This is a genomic window from Mycoplasmopsis adleri (assembly GCF_045276205.1).
GTDB lineage: Bacteria > Bacillota_I > Bacilli_A > Mycoplasmatales > Metamycoplasmataceae > Mycoplasmopsis > Mycoplasmopsis adleri.
The window spans coordinates 319,304-343,399 of record NZ_CP174162.1; the positions used below are offsets into that span (position 1 = coordinate 319,304).

A 24,096-nucleotide genomic window follows, 5' to 3' on the forward strand; every position below is an offset into this window, starting at 1 on the left:
GTATGAGTCATTCAGTACACATGGTTGTTGCTTTCGAAGACGAAGATAGAAATAATTTATTAGAGTCTTGCGATATCATCTTAAAAACTATTAATGATTGCCAAAAGCAATTTTCAAATATTAATTTATTGAACCAATTTTCAAATGAAATAAATAAAATTAATGACATCAAAGAACAGATAAATAAAGGCTTTTCATTTTCGTATAATGATTATAATAAGAAAGATTTGGAAAATATAAAAAGATTAAATATACAACTCGCTATCTCGAACATAAATAAGCAATTAATTAATTTAAGCTATTTAACAGCTTCTCAATTAAAAGAATTTGATAGTAATAATTTTGATTTTAATTTTGTGCCAATATTACTAAATTACGGTGAAATCGCATATGAAGCTATTAATAATTTAACTAATAACAATATAGATGTTACAGAAAAATCATTAACGGATGAAATTGATAGAATAAGAAATTTAGATGCTTCAAAAGAAGCTATCATTAAATTTAGAAAAGATTGTATAGATATAATTAAAAACGTTTTTCCGAATAATATTAACATTCAAGATGAATTATTTAAAAAGTGTACAAGTATATCTGTAAATAATGAATTAGCTGATTTTAAAGCATATGTTTATAGTAAAAAATCTTCATTAGTCAAGATTAAAAATCTGGCTCAAAAAATATATTCTTCACTTGAATCATTAAATGAAAACTATATGCAAATAGGTAAATCTATCACAAAAATCAACGATGATGGAACAGTAAAAGTCATTTATAAATTTGGTAATAAATATAAAGAAACTTTTGATATCTCTATTGATGAAAATTTACAAATAAGCTATAAAATAGGCGATTACGAAAGATACTGCTGCCAAAAAACATCAGAGAATATAATAAATTATCTAAATAAACATGGTGCTAAAGTTGTTAAATTTAATGTAGTTAGAGAATTTCAAGCTGCTAAGCCAAAATACAAAAGTATTCAAAAAATAAGTTCGAAAACTAAGGAGGCTCAATAATGTCTTTTAAAAATTCAATTTACAATCAATTAAAAATTAAGCTTGACAGGAAAAATATTCTAATTCTTAAAGGTAATGTTAAAGATATAGTTATTCCTTCTACATTAGGAATTGAATTCAAGAAACAAGAAGGTAAAATTTCTTCTTGCTCTTTTCCTGAATATTTATCTTTACTTTTAAATGAATTAGATTATAAAAATATATCTTGATTTTCACCATATTTAGGTAAATTAATTGCCGAAAATGGCTTATTTAATCCTGAAAATGAAAAAAATCATTCAGCGATGAATCAGAAGGCTCATCAAAATATACTCATGATGATTTTGATGATGATTTAAATGTTTCAAACAGTGCAAACAATAATGAAAACTTTGAAACTTTTATTGATAAATGTAATGAATATATTAAAAATCAAATTGATTGTTCAATGAAAGAGTTAGAAGAAAACTCTAGTGCCTTTATAATTGACTGTTCAGATTTTATTTTTGATAATAAAAGTCAATTGCCTTCAGAACAATTAGCCTCATTGCTTGAACAATTTACACTTCAATTAGAACATGAATACATTCGCTATCTTAAAAAGAAATCTAAGCTAATTTTGATAGTTAACAATTCTGAAATATTTAACTCAATTTCTTTCAATTCAAACCCTGAAGTATTAACATTAAACATCAGCAAGCCTGATAATGAAGAAAGAAAAGCCTTTTTTGGGAGTATTGCTTCATCTATAACTTTTAAAAATAAGAGCATTAGTTTAAATGATGAAAAAGTATGAAAAGAAGCAATTAGTATAACTGATGGTTTATCATTTAGAGAAATTTTTCAAATGTTAAGAGTTTTATATTCAGAAAACAATAAAGAAGTTAAGTTCAATGACTTTAAATCACTATATAGAATGATTTATTTCTCAAAGAAAGACTCAGAATGAGAAAAAAATGAACCAGATAAAATCAAAAAACTTGATGAATTTTTCAATAATAGAATAATCGGGCAAGAATCTGCGATTTCTGCTTTAAAAAAGACCTTAATTAGATCTTTAGTTGGTTTACAAGGTATTGTGCAATCAACTGATTCAACTTCTAAACCTAGAGGCATATTATTCTTTGCTGGTCCAACTGGGGTTGGTAAAACAGAAATGGCAAAAGCATTAAGTGAATTTGTTTTTGGTGATGAAAAAAGAATTATTAGATTCGATATGTCTGAATATAATCATGAAGAATCAGACCAAAAATTAATTGGTTCAGCTCCTGGATATGTTGGTTATGAAGCTGGTGGTCAATTAACTAATGCCGTATTAGAAAAACCGTTTTCAATTCTTTTATTTGATGAAATTGAAAAAGCTAACGGAAAAATTATGGATAAATTCCTCCAAATTTTAGAAGATGGTAGATTAACTTCTTCTAAAGGCGAAATGGTAGATTTTTCTGAAACATTTATTATTTTCACATCAAATATTGGTTCAAACAATTTCCAAGATAATTTTGATGCTGAATCATCTAAAAAGCACTTTATAAAAGCTGTTATTGATTATTTTACTAACACACTTAAAAGACCTGAAATCTTAAATAGAATTGGTATTAAGAATATTGTTCCATTTATACCTCTAAATGATGAAGCAGCAAGCAAAATCGTTGAATTGAAGTTCAAAAAAATTGCTAAATATCTTGAAAAAAACAAGAATATCAAATTAGCTTATGATAATAAAGTTATTAGTGGTCTTCAAAAGATAGTTATTCAAAATGCTGATAAATCAATGGGAGGTCGTGGATTAGTTACAAGATTAGAATCTATTTTTGTAGATAATCTTTCTCAATTTATATTCGAACATTTTGAAAAATTTGATAATTTCAAAACTTCTAAAATAATCGAATTAGAAACAAAATTATCTAATGGTAATTCAAAAATTGAATTTAATTTTAATATCAAATAAATCAATATAAACAATCATTTTTGATGTGTGCAGCGCAATTAGGCACATATACTATTACAAAAATATTTATAATTTTTGCGCAGATAATGAGTAATATGCATCTAACGATTAATTTTATGTTGATTTAAAAGCCTAACATTTACAATGTTATATTTTTGTGCTAAAATTAATATTATATTTATCATTTTGCATTTGTGAAGCATTATGAAAGATATGAATATTAATAAAAATAAAAAAGGAGTTTATGAAAAATAGTAAAAAATTAACAAAAAGTTCCCGAGTTTCCAACTTTTACAATGTAATTTTTAACAACTCATCTGTTTGATGAGCTGTTTTTAATAATTTAAAATTTTAATTCATTTAAAATTCTTAAATATGTTTGATAATCTTGAATTGCTTGATTATTGTTGTCGTTAATAATATATTCTTCACTTTCAATTTTTCCGTCAATAATCTTGCATGTTTTGATTGTTTCTTTTATTACATCTTGTAATTTTTTGATTGTGATTTTTTCATCTACAACACCGAGTTCTTTCAAACCTTTGTTTAAATAATAAATAACAAAATTTAATAAAACAAGAGATAAGAAGCAAAGTACGAAATGACCTTCAATATGCTTTTCACTTCATACATAAATAGGTCTTACAGCTAAAGCACTTTTTAAAGCTCTAAAGTTTGATTCTATTTGTCATTGTTTTGAATATAAATTCACAATTTCTTCAGGTGATAAATCAAATCTAGAGGTTTCATAAGCATAATATCCGTCAAACTTTTCATCTTCGATAATTTTGTCATAGTTAAGTTTGTAATAACCTTTACCACCAACTTTTTCGAAGAATTTAAATTTCTTTTGACCGAACATTACTTGATCATGAACTAGTCCGTCTTTATCTTGTCTTTTAATAAAATTATCGATTAAAATTTGTCTATCATTTTTATCTTTTAATGCTCTTTTTTTACTATATGTTACTACCAATCTTCTCTTGTGTCCGTTTGCTCTTCTATTCTTTCAAAACGAATAAAAAGTAGTTTCTTTATATTTAAAATTATTGTCTCCAAAATAGCCGGATTCATCTATTGCAAAGGTCTTTCGGTCATTTGAAGCCGCTTTTAATCTATAAGATAAAATGTAATCAATATCGTTATCTTCTAAGAATCTTATGTTTCTATTTGTACTCATTCCTCTATCAGCAATGAGTGTTACTTTGTTTAATTCATATTGTGATTTTATATTCAAAATAAAATTAATAAATGTTGATGCATCAGTAGTGTTCCCTTTGAATAATTTATAGTGAATTGGAATGCCGTTTTCATCTGTTGCTAAACCTAAAACAATTTGATCTTCTTTGAATTTTCCATCTTTAGAATAACCTGGATATCTCAATCCTTCTCTTACAAAACTTTCAAAATATACCGTTGAAGAGTCGTATCAAATAATATCTATTTTTCTATTTTTATCTTTGATCAATGTATCGTTAACACTCTTTAAAATGTTATTTTTATTTTCAGCTAAATAGTCTAAAGTATTATAAAATGTCGTCTTTTCAACTTCTAAATTTATATTGAATTTGTCTTTATTTTTAAAGGATGAAAGCATGCTACCCGGATTTACAATTCTATTTGAAATCATATATTTTAATAAATCATTTAAATACTTGGATTTTGATACTTTAGCATCTTTAAAAGGATTTAATTTTTCTAAGAAACTGTATAACAAATCATATCCATAATTGAACTGTTTTGTTTCAATTTTAACCTTGCTTATATCTAACTCTAATTGTCTAATTATCATATTTCTATCTCAATCAGTATTGTAGTTTTGAGATAGTTTTTTAATTTTTTCTACTGGATCAGAACAATATTTTTCTCATTTTTCAACTGTACCGATACCGATAGATTTCTTATAACCTTTGCCAAATCCTCCTGAAAGTGCTAAAGATAAGTAAGTAGAGTTCTTATTTTTTCTTGAAATTAATAGTCATTTGTCTTTTTTCATATCTTTATTATACCACAAATTACAATGTAATTATGTAAAAAAATAACTTTTTTTTATTTATATATAAATAACACTGAAAAAAGTAATAAAAAAGAGCTCCAACTTGGAAACTCAGGATAAACAATCATTTTTGATGTGTGCAGCGCAATTAGGCACATATACTATTACAAAAATATTTATAATTTTTGCGCAGATAATGAGTAATATGCATCTAACGATTAATTTTATGTTGATTTAAAAGCCTAACATTTACAATGTTATATTTTTGTGCTAAAATTAATATTATATTTATCATTTTGCATTTGTGAAGCATTATGAAAGATATGAATATTAATAAAAATAAAAAAGGAGTTTATGAAAAATAGTAAAAAATTAACAAAAAGTTCAGTTTTTTATTGAATGTTAATTTTAATGTGATTAGCCTTAGATGCTTCTTTCATTTATTATTTTGTAACATCAATAACGAAACTAAGTTTAAATAAACAAAATCCTTTTGGAAATGCAATTGATCCAAATAGTCTTCCAAGAATTGTGGCTGCGATAATATTTTTAGTTCTTAATGCAATTTTCTTATTGTTTTTTTGATTAAATGGTATCAAGGACTTTTTATATGTAGCCGTTTATTATCTTTTTAGAAGATTATTATTTAAAAAATATAAAAAAGTTTTAAACACAGATGTAAGTAAAGTTAACGATAGAGTTCTTTTAGTATATTGCTGTGCTAATGATATTGTTGAAAGTTCATTAGAAAAGTGTATTCAACAAAAATATAAAAACTTTGATGTAGTAATTCTAGATGATTCGACTGATGAAGAAGAAAAACTAAAAGTAGATAATTTCGTTAAGTCTCATCCAAATATTAATATTAAAGCTATAAGACGTGATAATCGTATTGGTTTTAAAGCAGGTAATTTAAATAACTATTTACAATCAGAAGATTGCAAAAGTAAAAATTATAAATTTTTTGTTATTTTAGACTCAGATGAAATCATTCCAAAGAATTTTATAACTTCTTCTTTAAAATATTTTTATGCCTATGAAAATATTGGAATCGTTCAAGCTAACCATATTGCTACTAACAACAGAAACTTCTTTATGAATCTATTTCATATAGGTGTTAATTCTCACTGACCAGTATATCAAACAATGAAACATAGATTAGGTTTTTCTTCTATGCTTGGACACGGAGCTATGATTGCAAGTGAATGTTATTATAAGCTTGAAAATGGATTTCCTCCAATGGTTGCTGAAGATTTATGTATTAGTATTGAACTTAGAAACTATGGGTACTATGTAGCCTTTGCACCTGAAATTATTTGTCAAGAAGAATATCCTGTAGACTACATAGCTTTCAAAAAAAGACACTCAAAATGAACTCAAGGTAATCTTGAATTTATCAAAAACTTTTCATCTAAAATTTTTAAATCAAAAATGAAATGGTTTGAAAAGTTAGATATTATATTATTTACGTATAACTTACCATTAACTGCTATATTTAGTTTTTATATTTTAATAAATCTTGTTATTTTACCAGTTATTGGGGTTTCTTTGGGAAGTATATATCCAACATGATTTATAATTCCAACCGTTATTTTCTTTTTCTCACCAATGGTAAATGATTTTATTTATTGAATGTTTAGAATAAACTTCTTTAAATTTATATTACACTTTCCACTAGTATTTATTCTTTATGGATCAATGTTCTTAACATCACTAATATCTGCTATTTTAGGTATTTTTGGTAAAAAAGCGAAATTTATTATTACACCTAAAACATCTTACAAATTTAAATTCTTAGATATGTTTAAATTTGAATGGAAATAGATATTATTCTCATTATTTTTAATTGGCATTTCATTAATTAACTTTAAAAATATTTGACCTATTGCTTTATTGGCTATTTCGGCGTTTTTATCTATAATATTAATTTACTTAAGTAATAGTCAATATAATCAAATTAAAACCTCATATATCGATTATAAAACCTCAAGAATATCAGCTCTTAGGATACAAAAAATCTTCCAAAAAACATGCGGATATGATTTAAAACTAAATGAAGAATTTAATTTTGAAAAAATTAATTGAAAAACATTTTTAAAACAAAATTCTCAAATATAACTTTTAATTTTATCTATCGAAATACATTTTTATTAAGTATTAATTTATCCTTAAACAAAACTCCGGCATTAAAATATGCTGGTTTTTTATTTATTTTTGACGGAATAAATGCATAATGATTAACTACATAAGAAAATAATGTTAAATTGGGTAAATAAACGTAATAACATTACAAAAAAATTAAAATTTTTCAATGATTTTCATCAACTTAATTCGTGAAAAAAACTATTTTGATTAAAAAATTAAAAATTAGTCATTCATTAATATTATTATATAATATTAATGTTATGAAAAGAAAATTAATGTTATTAAGCACAAGCATTGCTTGTCCAATTTTAATATCATCATCATGTGTTAGAAATGAAAATGATGATAAAAAAACTAACGATCCAGAAATAAATAGACAAAAAAATAAAATTGAAAATTTGATAACAACAAATTTAAAATACAATAAAGAAACATCAAATATTTACAGCAATCAAGCTACTAAAGAAAATATAAACATACATATTGCTGATGAACCTACATTAGTTTGTGATACTTTTAATGTAGAGATATTAGAACCTCAAAAGATTAAAATTACATTTGATATAAAAGACACAAACACAAATATAAAATCAGATATTCATGAAATTATTATTGATAATTTTAAGGTACCTGTTACCTTTGAAAATGACCATAATACCAATAAAAATAAAAATATTGTTGAAGTTGCAAATAATGCTGATTTAAACCTATTTTATAACCTTTATGGACAAAGTATATACAATAATTTTATTAGAATGTCTATGCTTGTTAAGGGAGATGTTTTATTTGGTATAAACGATAACGGTTTATTTGTATCTAACCAAAAATTACTAAATCAAGAAAAATGATTAGATTACCAAAAGAACTATAAAATAAATCCAGGATTAAATTCTAGAATGGTGTCTTTACCTCCAGAAGCTCGCGGTAAAGATGATGATAAATTTACTGCTATACCTTATTGAAAGAAAGTTATTATCGAAAATCCAGATAAAAAGATTAATATTTGATGTAGAACAGGTATTTCTCAAGACCAATATTTTGAATTATCAAAATACAAGAATGTGATTATAAACTTTGTTGAAGAAAATCCTGATAGATTCCATTACTGAAAAAATAGTGTAGATAAAATGATTGAAGAACATCAACAAAAAACAAATAAATCGATTAAAGATACAAAATTCAATAAGAAATCAGAGTTACCAAAAAGCTACTTTAATTGTTTATTATATGCAAATGTTGTAAACAAATTTAACTACTGATGATCAGTTGATGAATCATATGAATACTTTAAAAATAATGGTTTTAAGAATCATTTATTATTTAGTGGTGTTGATGAAAATGGCAAAGCTAAAAATTATGATTTAACCAATGAAATTTTTAATGTTAGAGATAAAAACAAAAAACGTTTATTCTCTAAATGATGACCAGAAATAAGTGGATATAATTGAGAATTACAAAGAGATATAGTTGATGAAGTAATGAATAATTCTAAACTAAAAGAAAAAGTATTAATTTTAGGAGACTTAACTCCAAAACAATGAGACCTAGTTATAACCGCCTTTGAAAAATACAAAGATAAATATGAATTCTTTTATAAAGGACACCCAGGTCATATTGAAGTTCCAAAATATATAGATACCGATATCAATGTTGCTGGAAATAAGAGATATTATAATTATCTTGAAAATAAATACAAAACATTTACAATGCCTAAAGGTAGAAAAATAACTATTTTAGATCCTCAAATAATTTCTGAAGAATTAACTACTTACCATGTTAAAGATGAAGTTGATGAAAACGGAAAAGTTAAAAAAGGATTAAAATTTGAAAAGTTTGTACCAGTAAGAATTTTTTCAAACGCATTATATGGTTTAAATAATGGATATAACAATTATAAAGAAGATATCTTATTAGCTTTTGATGATCAAGATAATTTCGCAGATTTTTCAGTTAATGACACACCTTTAAGACAAGCATTTTTAGAATGATTTGAGAAAAATCTTAAACAACAATAAAAAAACTAGTAAATAGATTTCATTCCATTCATACAAATAAAGATAAAAAGAGACATTTTCATTAGAAAGTGTCTTTTTAATTTAGTAATAATAATTAATTGAACTTTTATTAATTTATGAATATTATCTAACTTTTTTCATTAACTTTTTCTATGTATTTTGAAATATCACTCAAGGAAATTCCTAAGCATTTTAAAATCTCTTTTTGTTCATTAGATAGTGAGTACTTTCTCATATATGAAGCTTGAACTTTTGTTAATTGAATCTTTCTTAATTCATCCATAATTGTATTAAATGTTTCTGGTGGATGATTTTCTAAAAATGATTTACATTTATATAAGATAAAGTTTCTAACGATTAATGATAAAAATGTAATAAATGTTTTAGCTTCAAGCCCATTATCGTATTCATCAAAATTATTGTTTAACTGTGAATAATTTTTAATTTCTGAAAATGCTTTTTCTGTATTATTCTTGTTTTTGTATATTTCATAAATTTCTTGAGCAGTTTTTTCAATGTTTGAAATAACCACGAAGTATCCAACATTTTGAATTGCTTTTTGATAACTTTCTATGTTAATTTTAATAGACAAGATATTTCCTTTTGAATCGCATTCAAAATCTAAATATTTTTTATAGTTATTGATTTCTTTATTATTTATATTTTTAATGTTTTTTAATTGGTTTCTGTATGATGTGTAGACCTTGTTGTAGTATGAAACAATTTCATCTCTTTTATCTATGCTGAAAAATAAATAAACATTATATGTTGCGTTTTTATTGCTAAAGATTTTAGACTTAAAATGCTTACCGTATAAATTTTGATTGCCAATTAAATAATCTGAATTAAATGTTATTTCTTCTTTATTATTATCTAAAAGTTTTTGAAGATTATCATTTCAATTTTGAACCATAATCACAGTTTATAGTCATTTTCGTCAATAAAATCTAAAGTCTCTATAGTCAAAAAATCTTTCTCTATAACTAAACAAGGATTTTGAAAATTATATTGTTTTGCTTTTTCAATTAAGGAAATGTATTCAATTTGTTCATTAATTAATCCATAATATGTTTCATACAATAGCGGAATTCCAGTTGTTTGGTCATTGATTACACCAATATTAAAAGAAGGATTATAAATGTAATTAGACTGTCTATTTATATTATTCAGGTCAGTATTTGAGTAAACATCTTTTGTTTTAATTTTTAAGATATCTTGAACTTCAAAACATCATTCGTTCAAAAATTCATTTATCTCTTTTTCTGTTATTTCTTTATTAACAAAATTAGATAGTGAACTTGTTATTTCATTTTTGTCTATATCTGCAAAATTATCAAATGATTAATTTATAAAATCTTCTCATGCAAAGCTATTTGAATTAGCATAAAAACAGCTTAATGCTTCAACTAACTTTGTTCTCTCATAAAATATATTTTTTAAGATTTTTCCTATATTCAACACTTTAAAAATATGTTCAAATGTAAGTGATTGTCCTATTGAAATAGTATCTGAGAATTTTTGATTTTTTTCTGTTGTTTCAATATTTGAATCTTTAAAATAAACAAAATATTTATCATTAGGATTCATATAATCGGTATCATCATTAATTACTCTTCCAATACATACTTTCTTATCAAGATAATATCTTTTAACAGGAACATATGTATGATCAATAACTAATTGGACATATGTAAAATTTTGTCGTTTTGATAATTTACATCCTGAAGGAATTTTAACTTTCTTATCTTCATAGAACATTGAAAAAACTGCTCAAGAAATTTATGAAATATACAAAAACAAGAATAATACAGAAAAAGCATTTTCAGAAATTAAAAATTATTCACAGTTAAACAATAATTTTGATGAATACGATAATGGGCTTGAAGCTAAAACATTTATTACATTTTTATCATTAATCGTTAGAAACTTTATCTTATATAAATGTAAATCATTTTTAGAAAATCATCCACCAGAAACATTTAATACAATTATGGATGAATTAAGAAAGATTCAATTAACAAAAGTTCAAGCTTCATATATGAGAAAGTACTCACTATCTAATGAACAAAAAGAGATTTTAAAATGCTTAGGAATTTCCTTGAGTGATATTTCAAAATACATAGAAAAAGTTAATGAAAAAAGTTAGATAATATTCATAAATTAATAAAAGTTCAATTAATTATTATTACTAAATTAAAAAGACACTTTCTAATGAAAATGTCTCTTTTTATCTTTATTTGTATGAATGGAATGAAATCTATTTACTAGTTTTTTTATTGTTGTTTAAGATTTTTCTCAAATCATTCTAAAAATGCTTGTCTTAAAGGTGTGTCATTAACTGAAAAATCTGCGAAATTATCTTGATCATCAAAAGCTAATAAGATATCTTCTTTATAATTGTTATATCCATTATTTAAACCATATAATGCGTTTGAAAAAATTCTTACTGGTACAAACTTTTCAAATTTTAATCCTTTTTTAACTTTTCCGTTTTCATCAACTTCATCTTTAACATGGTAAGTAGTTAATTCTTCAGAAATTATTTGAGGATTTAAAATAGTTATTTTTCTACCTTTAGGCATTGTAAATGTTTTGTATTTATTTTCAAGATAATTATAATATCTCTTATTTCCAGCAACATTGATATCGGTATCTATATATTTTGGAACTTCAATATGACCTGGGTGTCCTTTATAAAAGAATTCATATTTATCTTTGTATTTTTCAAAGGCGGTTATAACTAGGTCTCATTGTTTTGGAGTTAAGTCTCCTAAAATTAATACTTTTTCTTTTAGTTTAGAATTATTCATTACTTCATCAACTATATCTCTTTGTAATTCTCAATTATATCCACTTATTTCTGGTCATCATTTAGAGAATAAACGTTTTTTGTTTTTATCTCTAACATTAAAAATTTCATTGGTTAAATCATAATTTTTAGCTTTGCCATTTTCATCAACACCACTAAATAATAAATGATTCTTAAAACCATTATTTTTAAAGTATTCATATGATTCATCAACTGATCATCAGTAGTTAAATTTGTTTACAACATTTGCATATAATAAACAATTAAAGTAGCTTTTTGGTAACTCTGATTTCTTATTGAATTTTGTATCTTTAATCGATTTATTTGTTTTTTGTTGATGTTCTTCAATCATTTTATCTACACTATTTTTTCAGTAATGGAATCTATCAGGATTTTCTTCAACAAAGTTTATAATCACATTCTTGTATTTTGATAATTCAAAATATTGGTCTTGAGAAATACCTGTTCTACATCAAATATTAATCTTTTTATCTGGATTTTCGATAATAACTTTCTTTCAATAAGGTATAGCAGTAAATTTATCATCATCTTTACCGCGAGCTTCTGGAGGTAAAGACACCATTCTAGAATTTAATCCTGGATTTATTTTATAGTTCTTTTGGTAATCTAATCATTTTTCTTGATTTAGTAATTTTTGGTTAGATACAAATAAACCGTTATCGTTTATACCAAATAAAACATCTCCCTTAACAAGCATAGACATTCTAATAAAATTATTGTATATACTTTGTCCATAAAGGTTATAAAATAGGTTTAAATCAGCATTATTTGCAACTTCAACAATATTTTTATTTTTATTGGTATTATGGTCATTTTCAAAGGTAACAGGTACCTTAAAATTTATCATAATAATTTCATGAATATCTGATTTTATATTTGTGTTTGTGTCTTTTATATCAAATGTAATTTTAATCTTTTGAGGTTCTAATATCTCTACATTAAAAGTATCACAAACTAATGTAGGTTCATCAGCAATATGTATGTTTATATTTTCTTTAGTAGCTTGATTGCTGTAAATATTTGATGTTTCTTTATTGTATTTTAAATTTGTTGTTATCAAATTTTCAATTTTATTTTTTTGTCTATTTATTTCTGGATTGTTAGTTTTTTTATCATCATTTTCATTTCTAACACATGATGATGATATTAAAATTGGACAAGCAATGCTTGTGCTTAATAACATTAATTTTCTTTTCATAACATTAATATTATATAATAATATTAATGAATGACTAATTTTTAATTTTTTAATCAAAATAGTTTTTTTCACGAATTAAGTTGATGAAAATCATTGAAAAATTTTAATTTTTTTGTAATGTTATTACGTTTATTTACCCAATTTAACATTATTTTCTTATGTAGTTAATCATTATGCATTTATTCCGTCAAAAATAAATAAAAAACCAGCATATTTTAATGCCGGAGTTTTGTTTAAGGATAAATTAATACTTAATAAAAATGTATTTCGATAGATAAAATTAAAAGTTATATTTGAGAATTTTGTTTTAAAAATGTTTTTCAATTAATTTTTTCAAAATTAAATTCTTCATTTAGTTTTAAATCATATCCGCATGTTTTTTGGAAGATTTTTTGTATCCTAAGAGCTGATATTCTTGAGGTTTTATAATCGATATATGAGGTTTTAATTTGATTATATTGACTATTACTTAAGTAAATTAATATTATAGATAAAAACGCCGAAATAGCCAATAAAGCAATAGGTCAAATATTTTTAAAGTTAATTAATGAAATGCCAATTAAAAATAATGAGAATAATATCTCTTTCCATTCAAATTTAAACATATCTAAGAATTTAAATTTGTAAGATGTTTTAGGTGTAATAATAAATTTCGCTTTTTTACCAAAAATACCTAAAATAGCAGATATTAGTGATGTTAAGAACATTGATCCATAAAGAATAAATACTAGTGGAAAGTGTAATATAAATTTAAAGAAGTTTATTCTAAACATTCAATAAATAAAATCATTTACCATTGGTGAGAAAAAGAAAATAACGGTTGGAATTATAAATCATGTTGGATATATACTTCCCAAAGAAACCCCAATAACTGGTAAAATAACAAGATTTATTAAAATATAAAAACTAAATATAGCAGTTAATGGTAAGTTATACGTAAATAATATAATATCTAACTTTTCAAACCATTTCATTTTTGATTTAAAAATTTTAGATGAAAAGTTTTTGATAAATTCAAGATTACCTTGAGTTCATTTTGAGTGTCTTTTTTTGAAAGCTATGTAGTCTACAGGATATTCTTCTTGACAAATAATTTCAGGTGCAAAGGCTACATAGTACCCATAGTTTCTAAGTTCAATACTAATACATAAATCTTCAGCAACCATTGGAGGAAATCCATTTTCAAGCTTATAATAACATTCACTTGCAATCATAGCTCCGTGTCCAAGCATAGAAGAAAAACCTAATCTATGTTTCATTGTTTGATATACTGGTCAGTGAGAATTAACACCTATATGAAATAGATTCATAAAGAAGTTTCTGTTGTTAGTAGCAATATGGTTAGCTTGAACGATTCCAATATTTTCATAGGCATAAAAATATTTTAAAGAAGAAGTTATAAAATTCTTTGGAATGATTTCATCTGAGTCTAAAATAACAAAAAATTTATAATTTTTACTTTTGCAATCTTCTGATTGTAAATAGTTATTTAAATTACCTGCTTTAAAACCAATACGATTATCACGTCTTATAGCTTTAATATTAATATTTGGATGAGACTTAACGAAATTATCTACTTTTAGTTTTTCTTCTTCATCAGTCGAATCATCTAGAATTACTACATCAAAGTTTTTATATTTTTGTTGAATACACTTTTCTAATGAACTTTCAACAATATCATTAGCACAGCAATATACTAAAAGAACTCTATCGTTAACTTTACTTACATCTGTGTTTAAAACTTTTTTATATTTTTTAAATAATAATCTTCTAAAAAGATAATAAACGGCTACATATAAAAAGTCCTTGATACCATTTAATCAAAAAAACAATAAGAAAATTGCATTAAGAACTAAAAATATTATCGCAGCCACAATTCTTGGAAGACTATTTGGATCAATTGCATTTCCAAAAGGATCTTGTTTATTTAAACTTAGTTTCGTTATTGATGTTACAAAATAATAAATGAAAGAAGCATCTAAGGCTAATCACATTAAAATTAACATTCAATAAAAAACTGAACTTTTTGTTAATTTTTTACTATTTTTCATAAACTCCTTTTTTATTTTTATTAATATTCATATCTTTCATAATGCTTCACAAATGCAAAATGATAAATATAATATTAATTTTAGCACAAAAATATAACATTGTAAATGTTAGGCTTTTAAATCAACATAAAATTAATCGTTAGATGCATATTACTCATTATCTGCGCAAAAATTATAAATATTTTTGTAATAGTATATGTGCCTAATTGCGCTGCACACATCAAAAATGATTGTTTATCCTGAGTTTCCAAGTTGGAGCTCTTTTTTATTACTTTTTTCAGTGTTATTTATATATAAATAAAAAAAGTTATTTTTTTACATAATTACATTGTAATTTGTGGTATAATAAAGATATGAAAAAAGACAAATGACTATTAATTTCAAGAAAAAATAAGAACTCTACTTACTTATCTTTAGCACTTTCAGGAGGATTTGGCAAAGGTTATAAGAAATCTATCGGTATCGGTACAGTTGAAAAATGAGAAAAATATTGTTCTGATCCAGTAGAAAAAATTAAAAAACTATCTCAAAACTACAATACTGATTGAGATAGAAATATGATAATTAGACAATTAGAGTTAGATATAAGCAAGGTTAAAATTGAAACAAAACAGTTCAATTATGGATATGATTTGTTATACAGTTTCTTAGAAAAATTAAATCCTTTTAAAGATGCTAAAGTATCAAAATCCAAGTATTTAAATGATTTATTAAAATATATGATTTCAAATAGAATTGTAAATCCGGGTAGCATGCTTTCATCCTTTAAAAATAAAGACAAATTCAATATAAATTTAGAAGTTGAAAAGACGACATTTTATAATACTTTAGACTATTTAGCTGAAAATAAAAATAACATTTTAAAGAGTGTTAACGATACATTGATCAAAGATAAAAATAGAAAAATAGATATTATTTGATACGACTCTTCAACGGTATATTTTGAAAGTTTTGTAAGAGAAGGATTGAGATATCCAGGTTATTCTAAAGATGGAAAATTCAAAGAAGATCAAATTGTTTTAGGTTTAGCAACAGATGAAAACGGCATTCCAATTCACTATAAATTATTCAAAGGGAACACTGCTGATGCATCAACATTTATTAATTTTATTTTGAATATAAAATCACAATATGAATTAAACAAAGTAACACTCATTGCTGATAGAGGAATGAGTACAAATAGAAACATAAGATTCTTAGAAGATAACGATATTGATTACATTTTATCTTATAGATTAAAAGCGGCTTCAAATGACCGAAAGACCTTTGCAATAGATGAATCCGGCTATTTTGGAGACAATAATTTTAAATATAAAGAAACTACTTTTTATTCGTTTTGAAAGAATAGAAGAGCAAACGGACACAAGAGAAGATTGGTAGTAACATATAGTAAAAAAAGAGCATTAAAAGATAAAAATGATAGACAAATTTTAATCGATAATTTTATTAAAAGACAAGATAAAGACGGACTAGTTCATGATCAAGTAATGTTCGGTCAAAAGAAGTTTAAATTCTTCGAAAAAGTTGGTGGTAAAGGTTATTACAAACTTAACTATGACAAAATTATCGAAGATGAAAAGTTTGACGGATATTATGCTTATGAAACCTCTAGATTTGATTTATCACCTGAAGAAATTGTGAATTTATATTCAAAACAATGACAAATAGAATCAAACTTTAGAGCTTTAAAAAGTGCTTTAGCTGTAAGACCTATTTATGTATGAAGTGAAAAGCATATTGAAGGTCATTTCGTACTTTGCTTCTTATCTCTTGTTTTATTAAATTTTGTTATTTATTATTTAAACAAAGGTTTGAAAGAACTCGGTGTTGTAGATGAAAAAATCACAATCAAAAAATTACAAGATGTAATAAAAGAAACAATCAAAACATGCAAGATTATTGACGGAAAAATTGAAAGTGAAGAATATATTATTAACGACAACAATAATCAAGCAATTCAAGATTATCAAACATATTTAAGAATTTTAAATGAATTAAAATTTTAAATTATTAAAAACAACTCATCAAACAGATGAGTTGTTAAAAATTACATTGTAAAAGTTGGAAACTCGGGAGTAAATAAAGTTAATTTTATGTAATTTGCAGCTGGAATTCAAAACCGTCAAATTTCCTTATTTTACTTTTAAATAAGGTTTTTGAAAAAATTACATTGTAAAAGTTGGAAACTATCATGATATAAAAAATTATTATCGCGCGATAATAATCCTTTATTTATTTTTGTATCTTTTCTTCTTATATACTCTTCTTTTAGGTTCTATTCTAAAATTATATGGCAATGAGCGGTCTTTTCTACTTATATCAATGTAATAATCAATTACTAAATCATTAAAGAAATATTCGCCTCTTTCATATTTTTGAATTACTTCATTAACTGCATCCCAAACCATATTTTTAACATTTTTAGGATAATGATAAAGTTCAGAATTAGTTTTAAATTCATCAGCATCAACTACATTAATTCCAGAATGAGGATAATACTTAACATCTAAGTCAAAATCTATAAACTTAATAGTATTATCTTCATAAAAAGGTTTTGAAGAAATATTAATATATAAATAATTTTGCTTAGGTTTAAGAAGCACTAAACCGTTATACATACTATGCTTTGGCATAAATCAAATTACAGGTTCTTTATAAGCTCAATCACTTTTAAATTTTTCAGAAACTTTGGTTTTATTTATTAATAAAACATAATGTTTCGGAGTATTACGAAGTACTTTAACTCCATTTCATTGACGGTATAATGATCCATTATATTTATAAGCTTGGACATTTATAATAGATCCAGCTAATGGAAAAATATCAGTTCTTTTATTATTCATTTTGTACCTCTTGGTCAAATTTCACAAGTTTAATATTGCCGTTATCCAAAATTAAACGTTTTGTTCTGAAATCACTTAATTTATAGTATAGGTAATCGCTACTAATTAAATATCTGTAATCAGGTAAATCGTTTTCATTGAAGTCTTTTCACACTTCATTATCATCGTGTTTTCCGTTATTATTTAAATCTCCTTTAAAGAAGTAAAGAGGTTTATTTGGATTGATTTCATTACTATTAATGAACTTAGTATAGTATGCATAATATTTGTTTTTATATTTAGTATTTAATATATCATTAAGCATTTCTGGACTTAAATCTCTAATGCCAGAAGCGTATGAATTTTTAACGTTATAGTTGTAATAATTTACATACGATAATGGTGTCATTTTGACTTTGTTATCGTGTGTATAATAAACTAAATATTTAAAATCATTGCTTGGTAAGTAGCCTGTAAATTGATAATTATTTAATTCTTTAGCATAGACAAAATTTACATTAAAGAAGGCAATTTCTGATTTAATTTGAGCAAATGGTTTTCCGTAAAACATTGTTTCAAGGAACTTTTGGTAAAATTCGTGATGTGTATCTTCAAATTCTCTAGATACTGCTCGATAGTTTTTGTCTCGATAATTATAGTTTAAGCCTCACACTGAATTTGGATAAGCGTAGCTTGAAGCTTCTTTATTTAATTCAAAAATAGTTTTATCATCATCGCCTATTTTAAAAAGCGATCCATTTTGCGCAGTTCTGCCTCAATCATTAGCATATGCTGAGAATAATGTCAATTGATCATATCCATTTTTAATTATGTTTCCATAATAATTTTGGCTTATAGTTCATTTTTGTCTTTTTGATTCATAATTAACGTCGTGTGTGATTTCAAGAGGTAATGCAAAATTATAATAATTATTTTCTTTTATAAATTTTTGAACTTGTTCAGTTTCATAATTTTTCTTTGTTACACCTTGAATATAATAAGGAACATAAGTAAATTTTTGTCATTCACGAGGCACTAATTCAGCCATTGAATAGAAATAAGGCATGCTATCAACATTCATCGAGTAGTCAATATTTGTATATTGAATTCATTTATTATTTGGTCTAAATGTGACACCTTTTATCTTGGTCAATTTATTATAGATTGAGAAAGATTTTGATGCTTCAGTTGAATTAGCATATTCAAAAATATCATTTAATGAAAGTTCTCTTGTAATTGAATCTTTAAAAGGCTCGTAATTTTGTCTTAAATAATTAAAATCATAGTGTAAGCTATTTTTATAACCTTCAACAAAGTTTTTATTTCATGGTTCAAGGCTAGCTTTTTCATTAAACTTTACACGATATTTGTAATAAATCGTATTTGGGTCATTTTGGTTTTTTGAACCATATGAAGCATAGCTAGTTGCTCAATGGTGTTGATATTCATGGAATAAAGCCTCCATTAAAAAGATAACTTTATTTCTTGTTGGATAATGTTTTTCAGCTAAATAAAAACCGTTTAAATAAATAGTATTAACTTGTGGTAAATATAATCCAGCTGAACTATTATCAATTACTGAAAAATCGTTTATATTGATGCTCTTTAATGAAATAATTTCTGGACCAAATGTAACTTTTTCATAAAATTCATGCGCTAATAATGCTAGTCCTGTTTTATCAAGGAAAAATCTAGTGTCCTCATCTGTCCCATAAGCATTATCAATAAATTTAATATGGTTAATAGGATCAGTATAAATCAGTCTATCGCCTACTCTTTTGAAATTACTCTCATCTAGTCAATTAGCGTCATTAAGTAGTTTGTTTGTGCTCTTAAAATATTTTGGATCAACATAATCATTTTCTTTTGGACCAGCAATTTTGATTTTACTTTTTTGTTCTGATGTATTGGTTATAGGCTTTGAAATATCATCATTGGTGCTTAATGGACTAACTTGCTTCATGAAGAAGAAAAGCCCTACCCCAATTCCTACAAATAAAAGCATTACAAGAAAAACTATTCCAAGAATGATTAATCATGTAAGATTTTTGCGACCCCGTTTCTTAGTATTTTTAGGTGGAATCATACCGTTGTTCTCTTTTCTTAAAATTTAAATAAATTTATATTTTAATCAAGATATTTATATATCTCTTGCACTTTTATTATACATACTAATATTAATAATTAAACTAATAATATATTAAAATAATAGATGTATTAAATTTATCTTGGAGGAAATATGAAAATAATAGTTATAGGTGCTAATCATGCAGGTACATCATTTATAAGAACATTAAAAACTGTTAATCCAGATGTTCAAATTACTGCTTATGATCGTAACACTAACGTATCATTTTTAGGTTGTGGTATAGCTGTATGAGTTAGTGGTGAAATGAAACAACCTGATGGATTATTTTATTCATCACCAGAAATTTTAGAAAATGATTATCATGTGAATTTAAAAACCAATCATGAAGTTATTAAGGTTGATACCCTTAAAAAAGAAGTAACAGTGAAAGATAATGCTACTGGCAAGACATTTACAGATACATATGATAAATTAGTTTTTGCAGGAGGAACATGACCTATTGAACCTAAAATTAAAGGGATTGAATATAACAATGTTGTGCTTTCAAAGTTATATCAACATGCTCAAGCATTAGTTGAATATGCTAACAATAAAAATATTAAAAGTGTTGCTGTTGTAGGTGCTGGCTATATAGGTACTGAGTTAGCTGAAGCATTTAGACATAAAGGTAAAAAAGTTACTTTAATTGATATAAAAGACCGTGTAATTGGTAATTATTTTGACAAACCTTTTACACAAATTTTAGAAACAAAAATGGTTGAAAACGGCATTAAATTAGCCTTAAACGAAAAAGTTGTAGAACTTAAAAGTAAGAACGGTAAAGATGTTTCATCAGTAGTTACTGATAAAGGTGAATATGCCGCTGACTTAGTAATTATGTGTGTTGGTTTTAAACCTAGAACAGACATAATTGATGTTGATAAATTACCAAATGGAGCTATTAAAGTTAACAAGTTCCAACAAAGCATTTCGAATAATGATGTTTATGCTTTAGGTGATGCTTGTGCCTTAAAAAGCAATTTAACAAATGACTATGATTATATTGCTTTAGCAACTAACGCTGTTAAAACTGGTGTAGTTGCTGCCTTAAGTATAGCTGGTGCTAATGTACCATTCCCAGGTGTTGTAGGCACTAATGCAATTAATGCTTTTGATTGTCATTATGCTTCAACTGGTTTTACATTAGAAAGTGCTATAGAACATAATTTTAAAAATGCTAAGAGCATTTATTTTGAAGATTATGATAAACCAGAATTTATGCATGATGCTGAAAAAGTAGCTTGCGAAATAGTTTATGATGATAAAACTAAAAAATTATTAGGTGCTCAAATTGGTTCATGAGGCAAAAACATTCATACTGAAACCATTTACATGTTAGCAATGGCAATTCAACAAGGTTTAACATTAGATCAAATTGCATTGAGCGACGTATACTTCTTACCTCACTTTAATAAACCATTTAATTTTGTGCTAGTTCCAATTTTAAAAGCATTAGGAATTGATTATAAATATTAATTATGCATTTTAACATTGAAGAAAACAAAGTTAAATACCAAAGAAGTACAAAATTAATTGCTATTCTTGCAACTTTAATCACAATTGAAATTCTTTTTATAGCAGGTGTTATAGGAATGGTTGTTGCTTTTATCAAGAATAATAATCAAAAATCAATCTGACTTGGAATAACAGGTACACTAGCTTCAATCTTTATTGTTTTAATAATTCCATATATTGTCTTCTTTTTAAAAGTTCATAAGAATGCTCAAGTTTTAGCTTACAAACAATCAATTTGACAAGGAATTTATCTTTTTTCAATTTGTATTTATTCATTAAATAAATATAGAAAATTTTTAGTTAAGATAGATAAAGAAGAATTAACTGAAGCCGATTACAACATTAAAGAAAGCGAAGCTTTAGAATTAAAATTACAAGAAGAAGTTAAAAGAATCATGGAACAAGAAAGTAAAACAAAAGAAGTTGAAGATTTAGAAAATGAAAACAAACATGAAATAAATAACACAAATTAACAATATTTTAAGAATAATCATAAATTTAATTGCTTACACATTATAATTTAATTAGTAGGAATAATCCTACTCAAAGGAGATTTATGTACAAATACAAAGCTAAATTAATTTCTACACAAGAGATAATCGCGGAAGCAAATACAATCGATGATCTTGAAGGTCTTATTTTAGGCTACCGTCGTAAACAAAAACTCGGTCAACACACGAGCGGGAATGAAAAAGTAGAAATCATTCATGTGGAAAGAAATTCATTAGGAGGTAAGCATAAATCTAGAGAAGAAATAGTTAAAGTTGTTTAAAATTTGATTATTTCAAAAAGTGCGGAATAAAAAAAGTTCCGTGCTTTTTTCTTTTAAAAGTTGTTAAATTTTATTATTTATCTGTTTTATAGTGTAATTCGTAAATTTTAAAAGTTTAATTTTATCCAAAATAATTAAAATTAGAATGTGAAAAATATTTCCACATCAAGTTTTGAAAATAATTGTCTAAAACATAAAAGTTTATAATTACTATAGTATTTTTTAATAAATACTATGAATGGAGAATTTATGAAAATAAAAAAATTATCTTTACTTTTAGCATCTGGAGCGACACCATTATTAGTTATGGTGTCATCAAGTTGCTCTAAAAATACAAATCAAGATAATGAAAAAGATATAAATAAACTTTTAAATGATGTTAAGCTAGAGGTTAAAGACAAAGCTAATATCTTAGCTTCAAGCATTACATTACAAAACGCTCAAGATAAAATACAAGCAACAGCAGTTCCAACTGGATATAGCATTGTATATAAAGAAATTAAGGCGTCAAATACATCTTTAACTATTAGCTTTATTATTAAAAAAGGAGATAAAACCTCAACTGTAAAAACTATTACAATTGATGGATTTAAATCGCCTCATATTTTTACTGTTGAAAAATTAAATGAATTTGTTAATGCTTTAACTGCTGAAGATATTTATATTAAAGATATGAATACTTTATTACCTAGTGCAATAACTGATGAAAACATTGCAGTTTCATACAGAGGACAATTTAGAGGTATAGATAAAAAAGTTAAATTTATTATTGTTAAAAAAGAAGCTGATGATAAAGCAGGAAGCCTTAAATTAACATTACGCTTAAAAGAAGTTGTTAATGTTGAAGGTGTAACTGCTCTTGAATCAAGTGCTTCAAAAGAAATAACAATTACTGGATTTAAAGCTAATAACGATGCACAAACAATTCTCGAATCACTTGAACTTGTAATTGATGATATTGCAAGCAAAGAAATTACTTCAATTAAAAAAGAAGATATTAAACCTAAAACACCTCTTAAAGAAGGATATTCATTAGTAGTTGAAAAACTTGTTCCACAAGGTGATAAATTACTTGTAACTGTTTATGTTAAAAATGATGCTGAGGGATTCAAATCAGCAGAAAAAGTCTATGAATTTAGTGGTTTTAAAGAAGCAGAAGGCAAAAAATATGTAAATAAAACAATTTACGATTTATCTAAGAAAGGAACTTTATTCTCATTAGAACCATCAGCTAATAAAGAAGAATTAAAGAAATTGCTTGATAAAGCAATCAATGACGCTAAAGGTATTCTTAGAGTTTATAAAGGCGTAGTATCATTTAAAATAAAATCACAAACAACAAAAATAGAAGGCATTACTGTTAATTCTACTGTTAAAGACAATGTTAATACTCATGGTAGTGGTTTAAACGCAACAATTGGATTAGCTGAACCAAGTGGAAATTCAAAAGGAATTAATATTACAAAAGTAAACGACAACCTTTATGAAATTTCATGAGTTGTAATGGTTGCTGGTTCTAAAACATCTGAACGTGATGATGAAGTATTTAAATACACCATTAATTTAGCTTAATTTAAATTAAAAGAGGGCTAGCAAAAAAAGCTAGTCTTTTTTCATATTATCCTGAGTTTCCAAGTTGGAGCTCTTTTTTATTACTTTTTTCAGTGTTATTTAT

Annotated in this window: 19 protein-coding genes; 11 read left to right on the forward strand and 8 right to left on the reverse strand. The window is 24.9% G+C overall.

Annotated features, from left to right (window positions below; genetic code table 4):
• The first annotated feature begins 2 nt into the window (after positions 1 to 2).
• The 3 genes from ACJA22_RS01395 (at position 3) to ACJA22_RS01405 (ending at position 2,949) form a co-directional block, all read left to right on the forward strand.
• Positions 3 to 1,019 (forward strand): hypothetical protein, encoded by a 1,017-nt coding sequence (locus ACJA22_RS01395; protein WP_406617349.1) that lies wholly within the window; start codon positions 3 to 5, stop codon positions 1,017 to 1,019.
• Entirely contained in the window at positions 1,019 to 1,357 is a 339-nt protein-coding gene (locus tag ACJA22_RS01400) for a hypothetical protein (RefSeq protein ID WP_406617350.1), read from the forward strand. Before ACJA22_RS01395 ends, ACJA22_RS01400 begins: the two co-directional genes overlap by 1 nt.
• Before the next feature lie 89 nt (positions 1,358 to 1,446).
• Positions 1,447 to 2,949 carry an AAA family ATPase gene (locus ACJA22_RS01405; protein WP_406617351.1) on the forward strand — a complete coding sequence of 501 codons (1,503 nt, stop codon included), beginning with the start codon at positions 1,447 to 1,449 and terminating at the stop codon, positions 2,947 to 2,949.
• A gap of 343 nt (positions 2,950 to 3,292) precedes the next feature.
• On the opposite strand, the gene ACJA22_RS01410 is transcribed toward ACJA22_RS01405, so the two are convergent.
• On the reverse strand, positions 3,293 to 4,945 hold the full coding sequence (locus tag ACJA22_RS01410) for an IS1634 family transposase (protein ID WP_406617352.1): 1,653 nt from the start codon (positions 4,943 to 4,945) through the stop codon (positions 3,293 to 3,295).
• A 354-nt stretch (positions 4,946 to 5,299) separates the two neighbouring features.
• On the opposite strand from ACJA22_RS01410, the gene ACJA22_RS01415 reads away from it, so the two are divergent.
• Positions 5,300 to 6,769, forward strand: a complete 1,470-nt coding sequence (locus tag ACJA22_RS01415) for a glycosyltransferase (RefSeq protein WP_406617353.1) — start codon at positions 5,300 to 5,302, stop codon at positions 6,767 to 6,769.
• Positions 6,770 to 7,350: 581 nt separating this feature from the next.
• Positions 7,351 to 9,105, forward strand: coding sequence for a hypothetical protein (locus ACJA22_RS01420; protein WP_406617354.1), 1,755 nt, complete (start codon positions 7,351 to 7,353; stop codon positions 9,103 to 9,105).
• A gap of 127 nt (positions 9,106 to 9,232) precedes the next feature.
• Here ACJA22_RS01420 and ACJA22_RS01425 read toward each other — a convergent pair whose 3' ends face one another.
• From ACJA22_RS01425 to ACJA22_RS01435, 3 genes are all read right to left on the reverse strand, one after another.
• Positions 9,233 to 10,018, reverse strand: a complete 786-nt coding sequence (locus ACJA22_RS01425) for a hypothetical protein (protein WP_406617355.1) — start codon at positions 10,016 to 10,018, stop codon at positions 9,233 to 9,235.
• Positions 9,979 to 10,347: a hypothetical protein gene (locus ACJA22_RS01430; protein WP_406617356.1), complete on the reverse strand. Its 369-nt coding sequence runs from the start codon at positions 10,345 to 10,347 to the stop codon at positions 9,979 to 9,981. Before ACJA22_RS01430 ends, ACJA22_RS01425 begins: the two co-directional genes overlap by 40 nt.
• A gap of 99 nt (positions 10,348 to 10,446) precedes the next feature.
• Positions 10,447 to 10,863 (reverse strand): hypothetical protein, encoded by a 417-nt coding sequence (locus ACJA22_RS01435; RefSeq protein ID WP_406617357.1) that lies wholly within the window; start codon positions 10,861 to 10,863, stop codon positions 10,447 to 10,449.
• Between the two features lie 232 nt (positions 10,864 to 11,095).
• On the opposite strand from ACJA22_RS01435, the gene ACJA22_RS01440 reads away from it, so the two are divergent.
• Positions 11,096 to 11,251, forward strand: coding sequence for a hypothetical protein (locus ACJA22_RS01440; protein WP_406617358.1), 156 nt, complete (start codon positions 11,096 to 11,098; stop codon positions 11,249 to 11,251).
• A 127-nt stretch (positions 11,252 to 11,378) separates the two neighbouring features.
• Here the strand turns inward: ACJA22_RS01440 and ACJA22_RS01445 are convergent, their stop codons facing one another.
• Complete coding sequence (locus ACJA22_RS01445) at positions 11,379 to 13,133, reverse strand: hypothetical protein (protein WP_406617359.1); 1,755 nt, start codon at positions 13,131 to 13,133, stop codon at positions 11,379 to 11,381.
• 287 nt (positions 13,134 to 13,420) lie between these two features.
• A complete protein-coding gene (locus ACJA22_RS01450) occupies positions 13,421 to 15,184 on the reverse strand; it encodes a glycosyltransferase (protein WP_406617360.1) in 1,764 nt (587 codons plus the stop codon).
• 353 nt (positions 15,185 to 15,537) lie between these two features.
• Between ACJA22_RS01450 and ACJA22_RS01455 the strand changes: the two genes are divergently transcribed.
• Positions 15,538 to 17,190, forward strand: coding sequence for an IS1634 family transposase (locus tag ACJA22_RS01455; protein WP_406616757.1), 1,653 nt, complete (start codon positions 15,538 to 15,540; stop codon positions 17,188 to 17,190).
• Between the two features lie 222 nt (positions 17,191 to 17,412).
• Here ACJA22_RS01455 and ACJA22_RS01460 read toward each other — a convergent pair whose 3' ends face one another.
• The gene (locus tag ACJA22_RS01460) at positions 17,413 to 18,027 is read right to left on the reverse strand and encodes a DUF402 domain-containing protein (RefSeq protein WP_406617361.1); all 615 of its coding nucleotides are present in this window, start codon (positions 18,025 to 18,027) and stop codon (positions 17,413 to 17,415) included.
• Positions 18,020 to 20,092 carry an MYPU_1760 family metalloprotease gene (locus ACJA22_RS01465; protein WP_406617362.1) on the reverse strand — a complete coding sequence of 691 codons (2,073 nt, stop codon included), beginning with the start codon at positions 20,090 to 20,092 and terminating at the stop codon, positions 18,020 to 18,022. The genes ACJA22_RS01460 and ACJA22_RS01465 overlap by 8 nt, the downstream gene beginning before the upstream one ends.
• 153 nt (positions 20,093 to 20,245) lie before the next feature.
• On the opposite strand from ACJA22_RS01465, the gene ACJA22_RS01470 reads away from it, so the two are divergent.
• The 4 genes from ACJA22_RS01470 (at position 20,246) to ACJA22_RS01485 (ending at position 23,993) form a co-directional block, all read left to right on the forward strand.
• Positions 20,246 to 21,610 (forward strand): FAD-dependent oxidoreductase, encoded by a 1,365-nt coding sequence (locus ACJA22_RS01470; RefSeq protein ID WP_406617363.1) that lies wholly within the window; start codon positions 20,246 to 20,248, stop codon positions 21,608 to 21,610.
• Between the two features lie 2 nt (positions 21,611 to 21,612).
• Complete coding sequence (locus tag ACJA22_RS01475) at positions 21,613 to 22,122, forward strand: hypothetical protein (RefSeq protein WP_406617364.1); 510 nt, start codon at positions 21,613 to 21,615, stop codon at positions 22,120 to 22,122.
• Positions 22,123 to 22,205: 83 nt separating this feature from the next.
• Positions 22,206 to 22,421, forward strand: coding sequence for an MAG6790 family protein (locus ACJA22_RS01480; RefSeq protein WP_406617365.1), 216 nt, complete (start codon positions 22,206 to 22,208; stop codon positions 22,419 to 22,421).
• A gap of 249 nt (positions 22,422 to 22,670) precedes the next feature.
• Positions 22,671 to 23,993, forward strand: a complete 1,323-nt coding sequence (locus ACJA22_RS01485; RefSeq protein WP_406617366.1) for a lipoprotein 17-related variable surface protein — start codon at positions 22,671 to 22,673, stop codon at positions 23,991 to 23,993.
• Positions 23,994 to 24,096 lie beyond the last annotated feature (103 nt).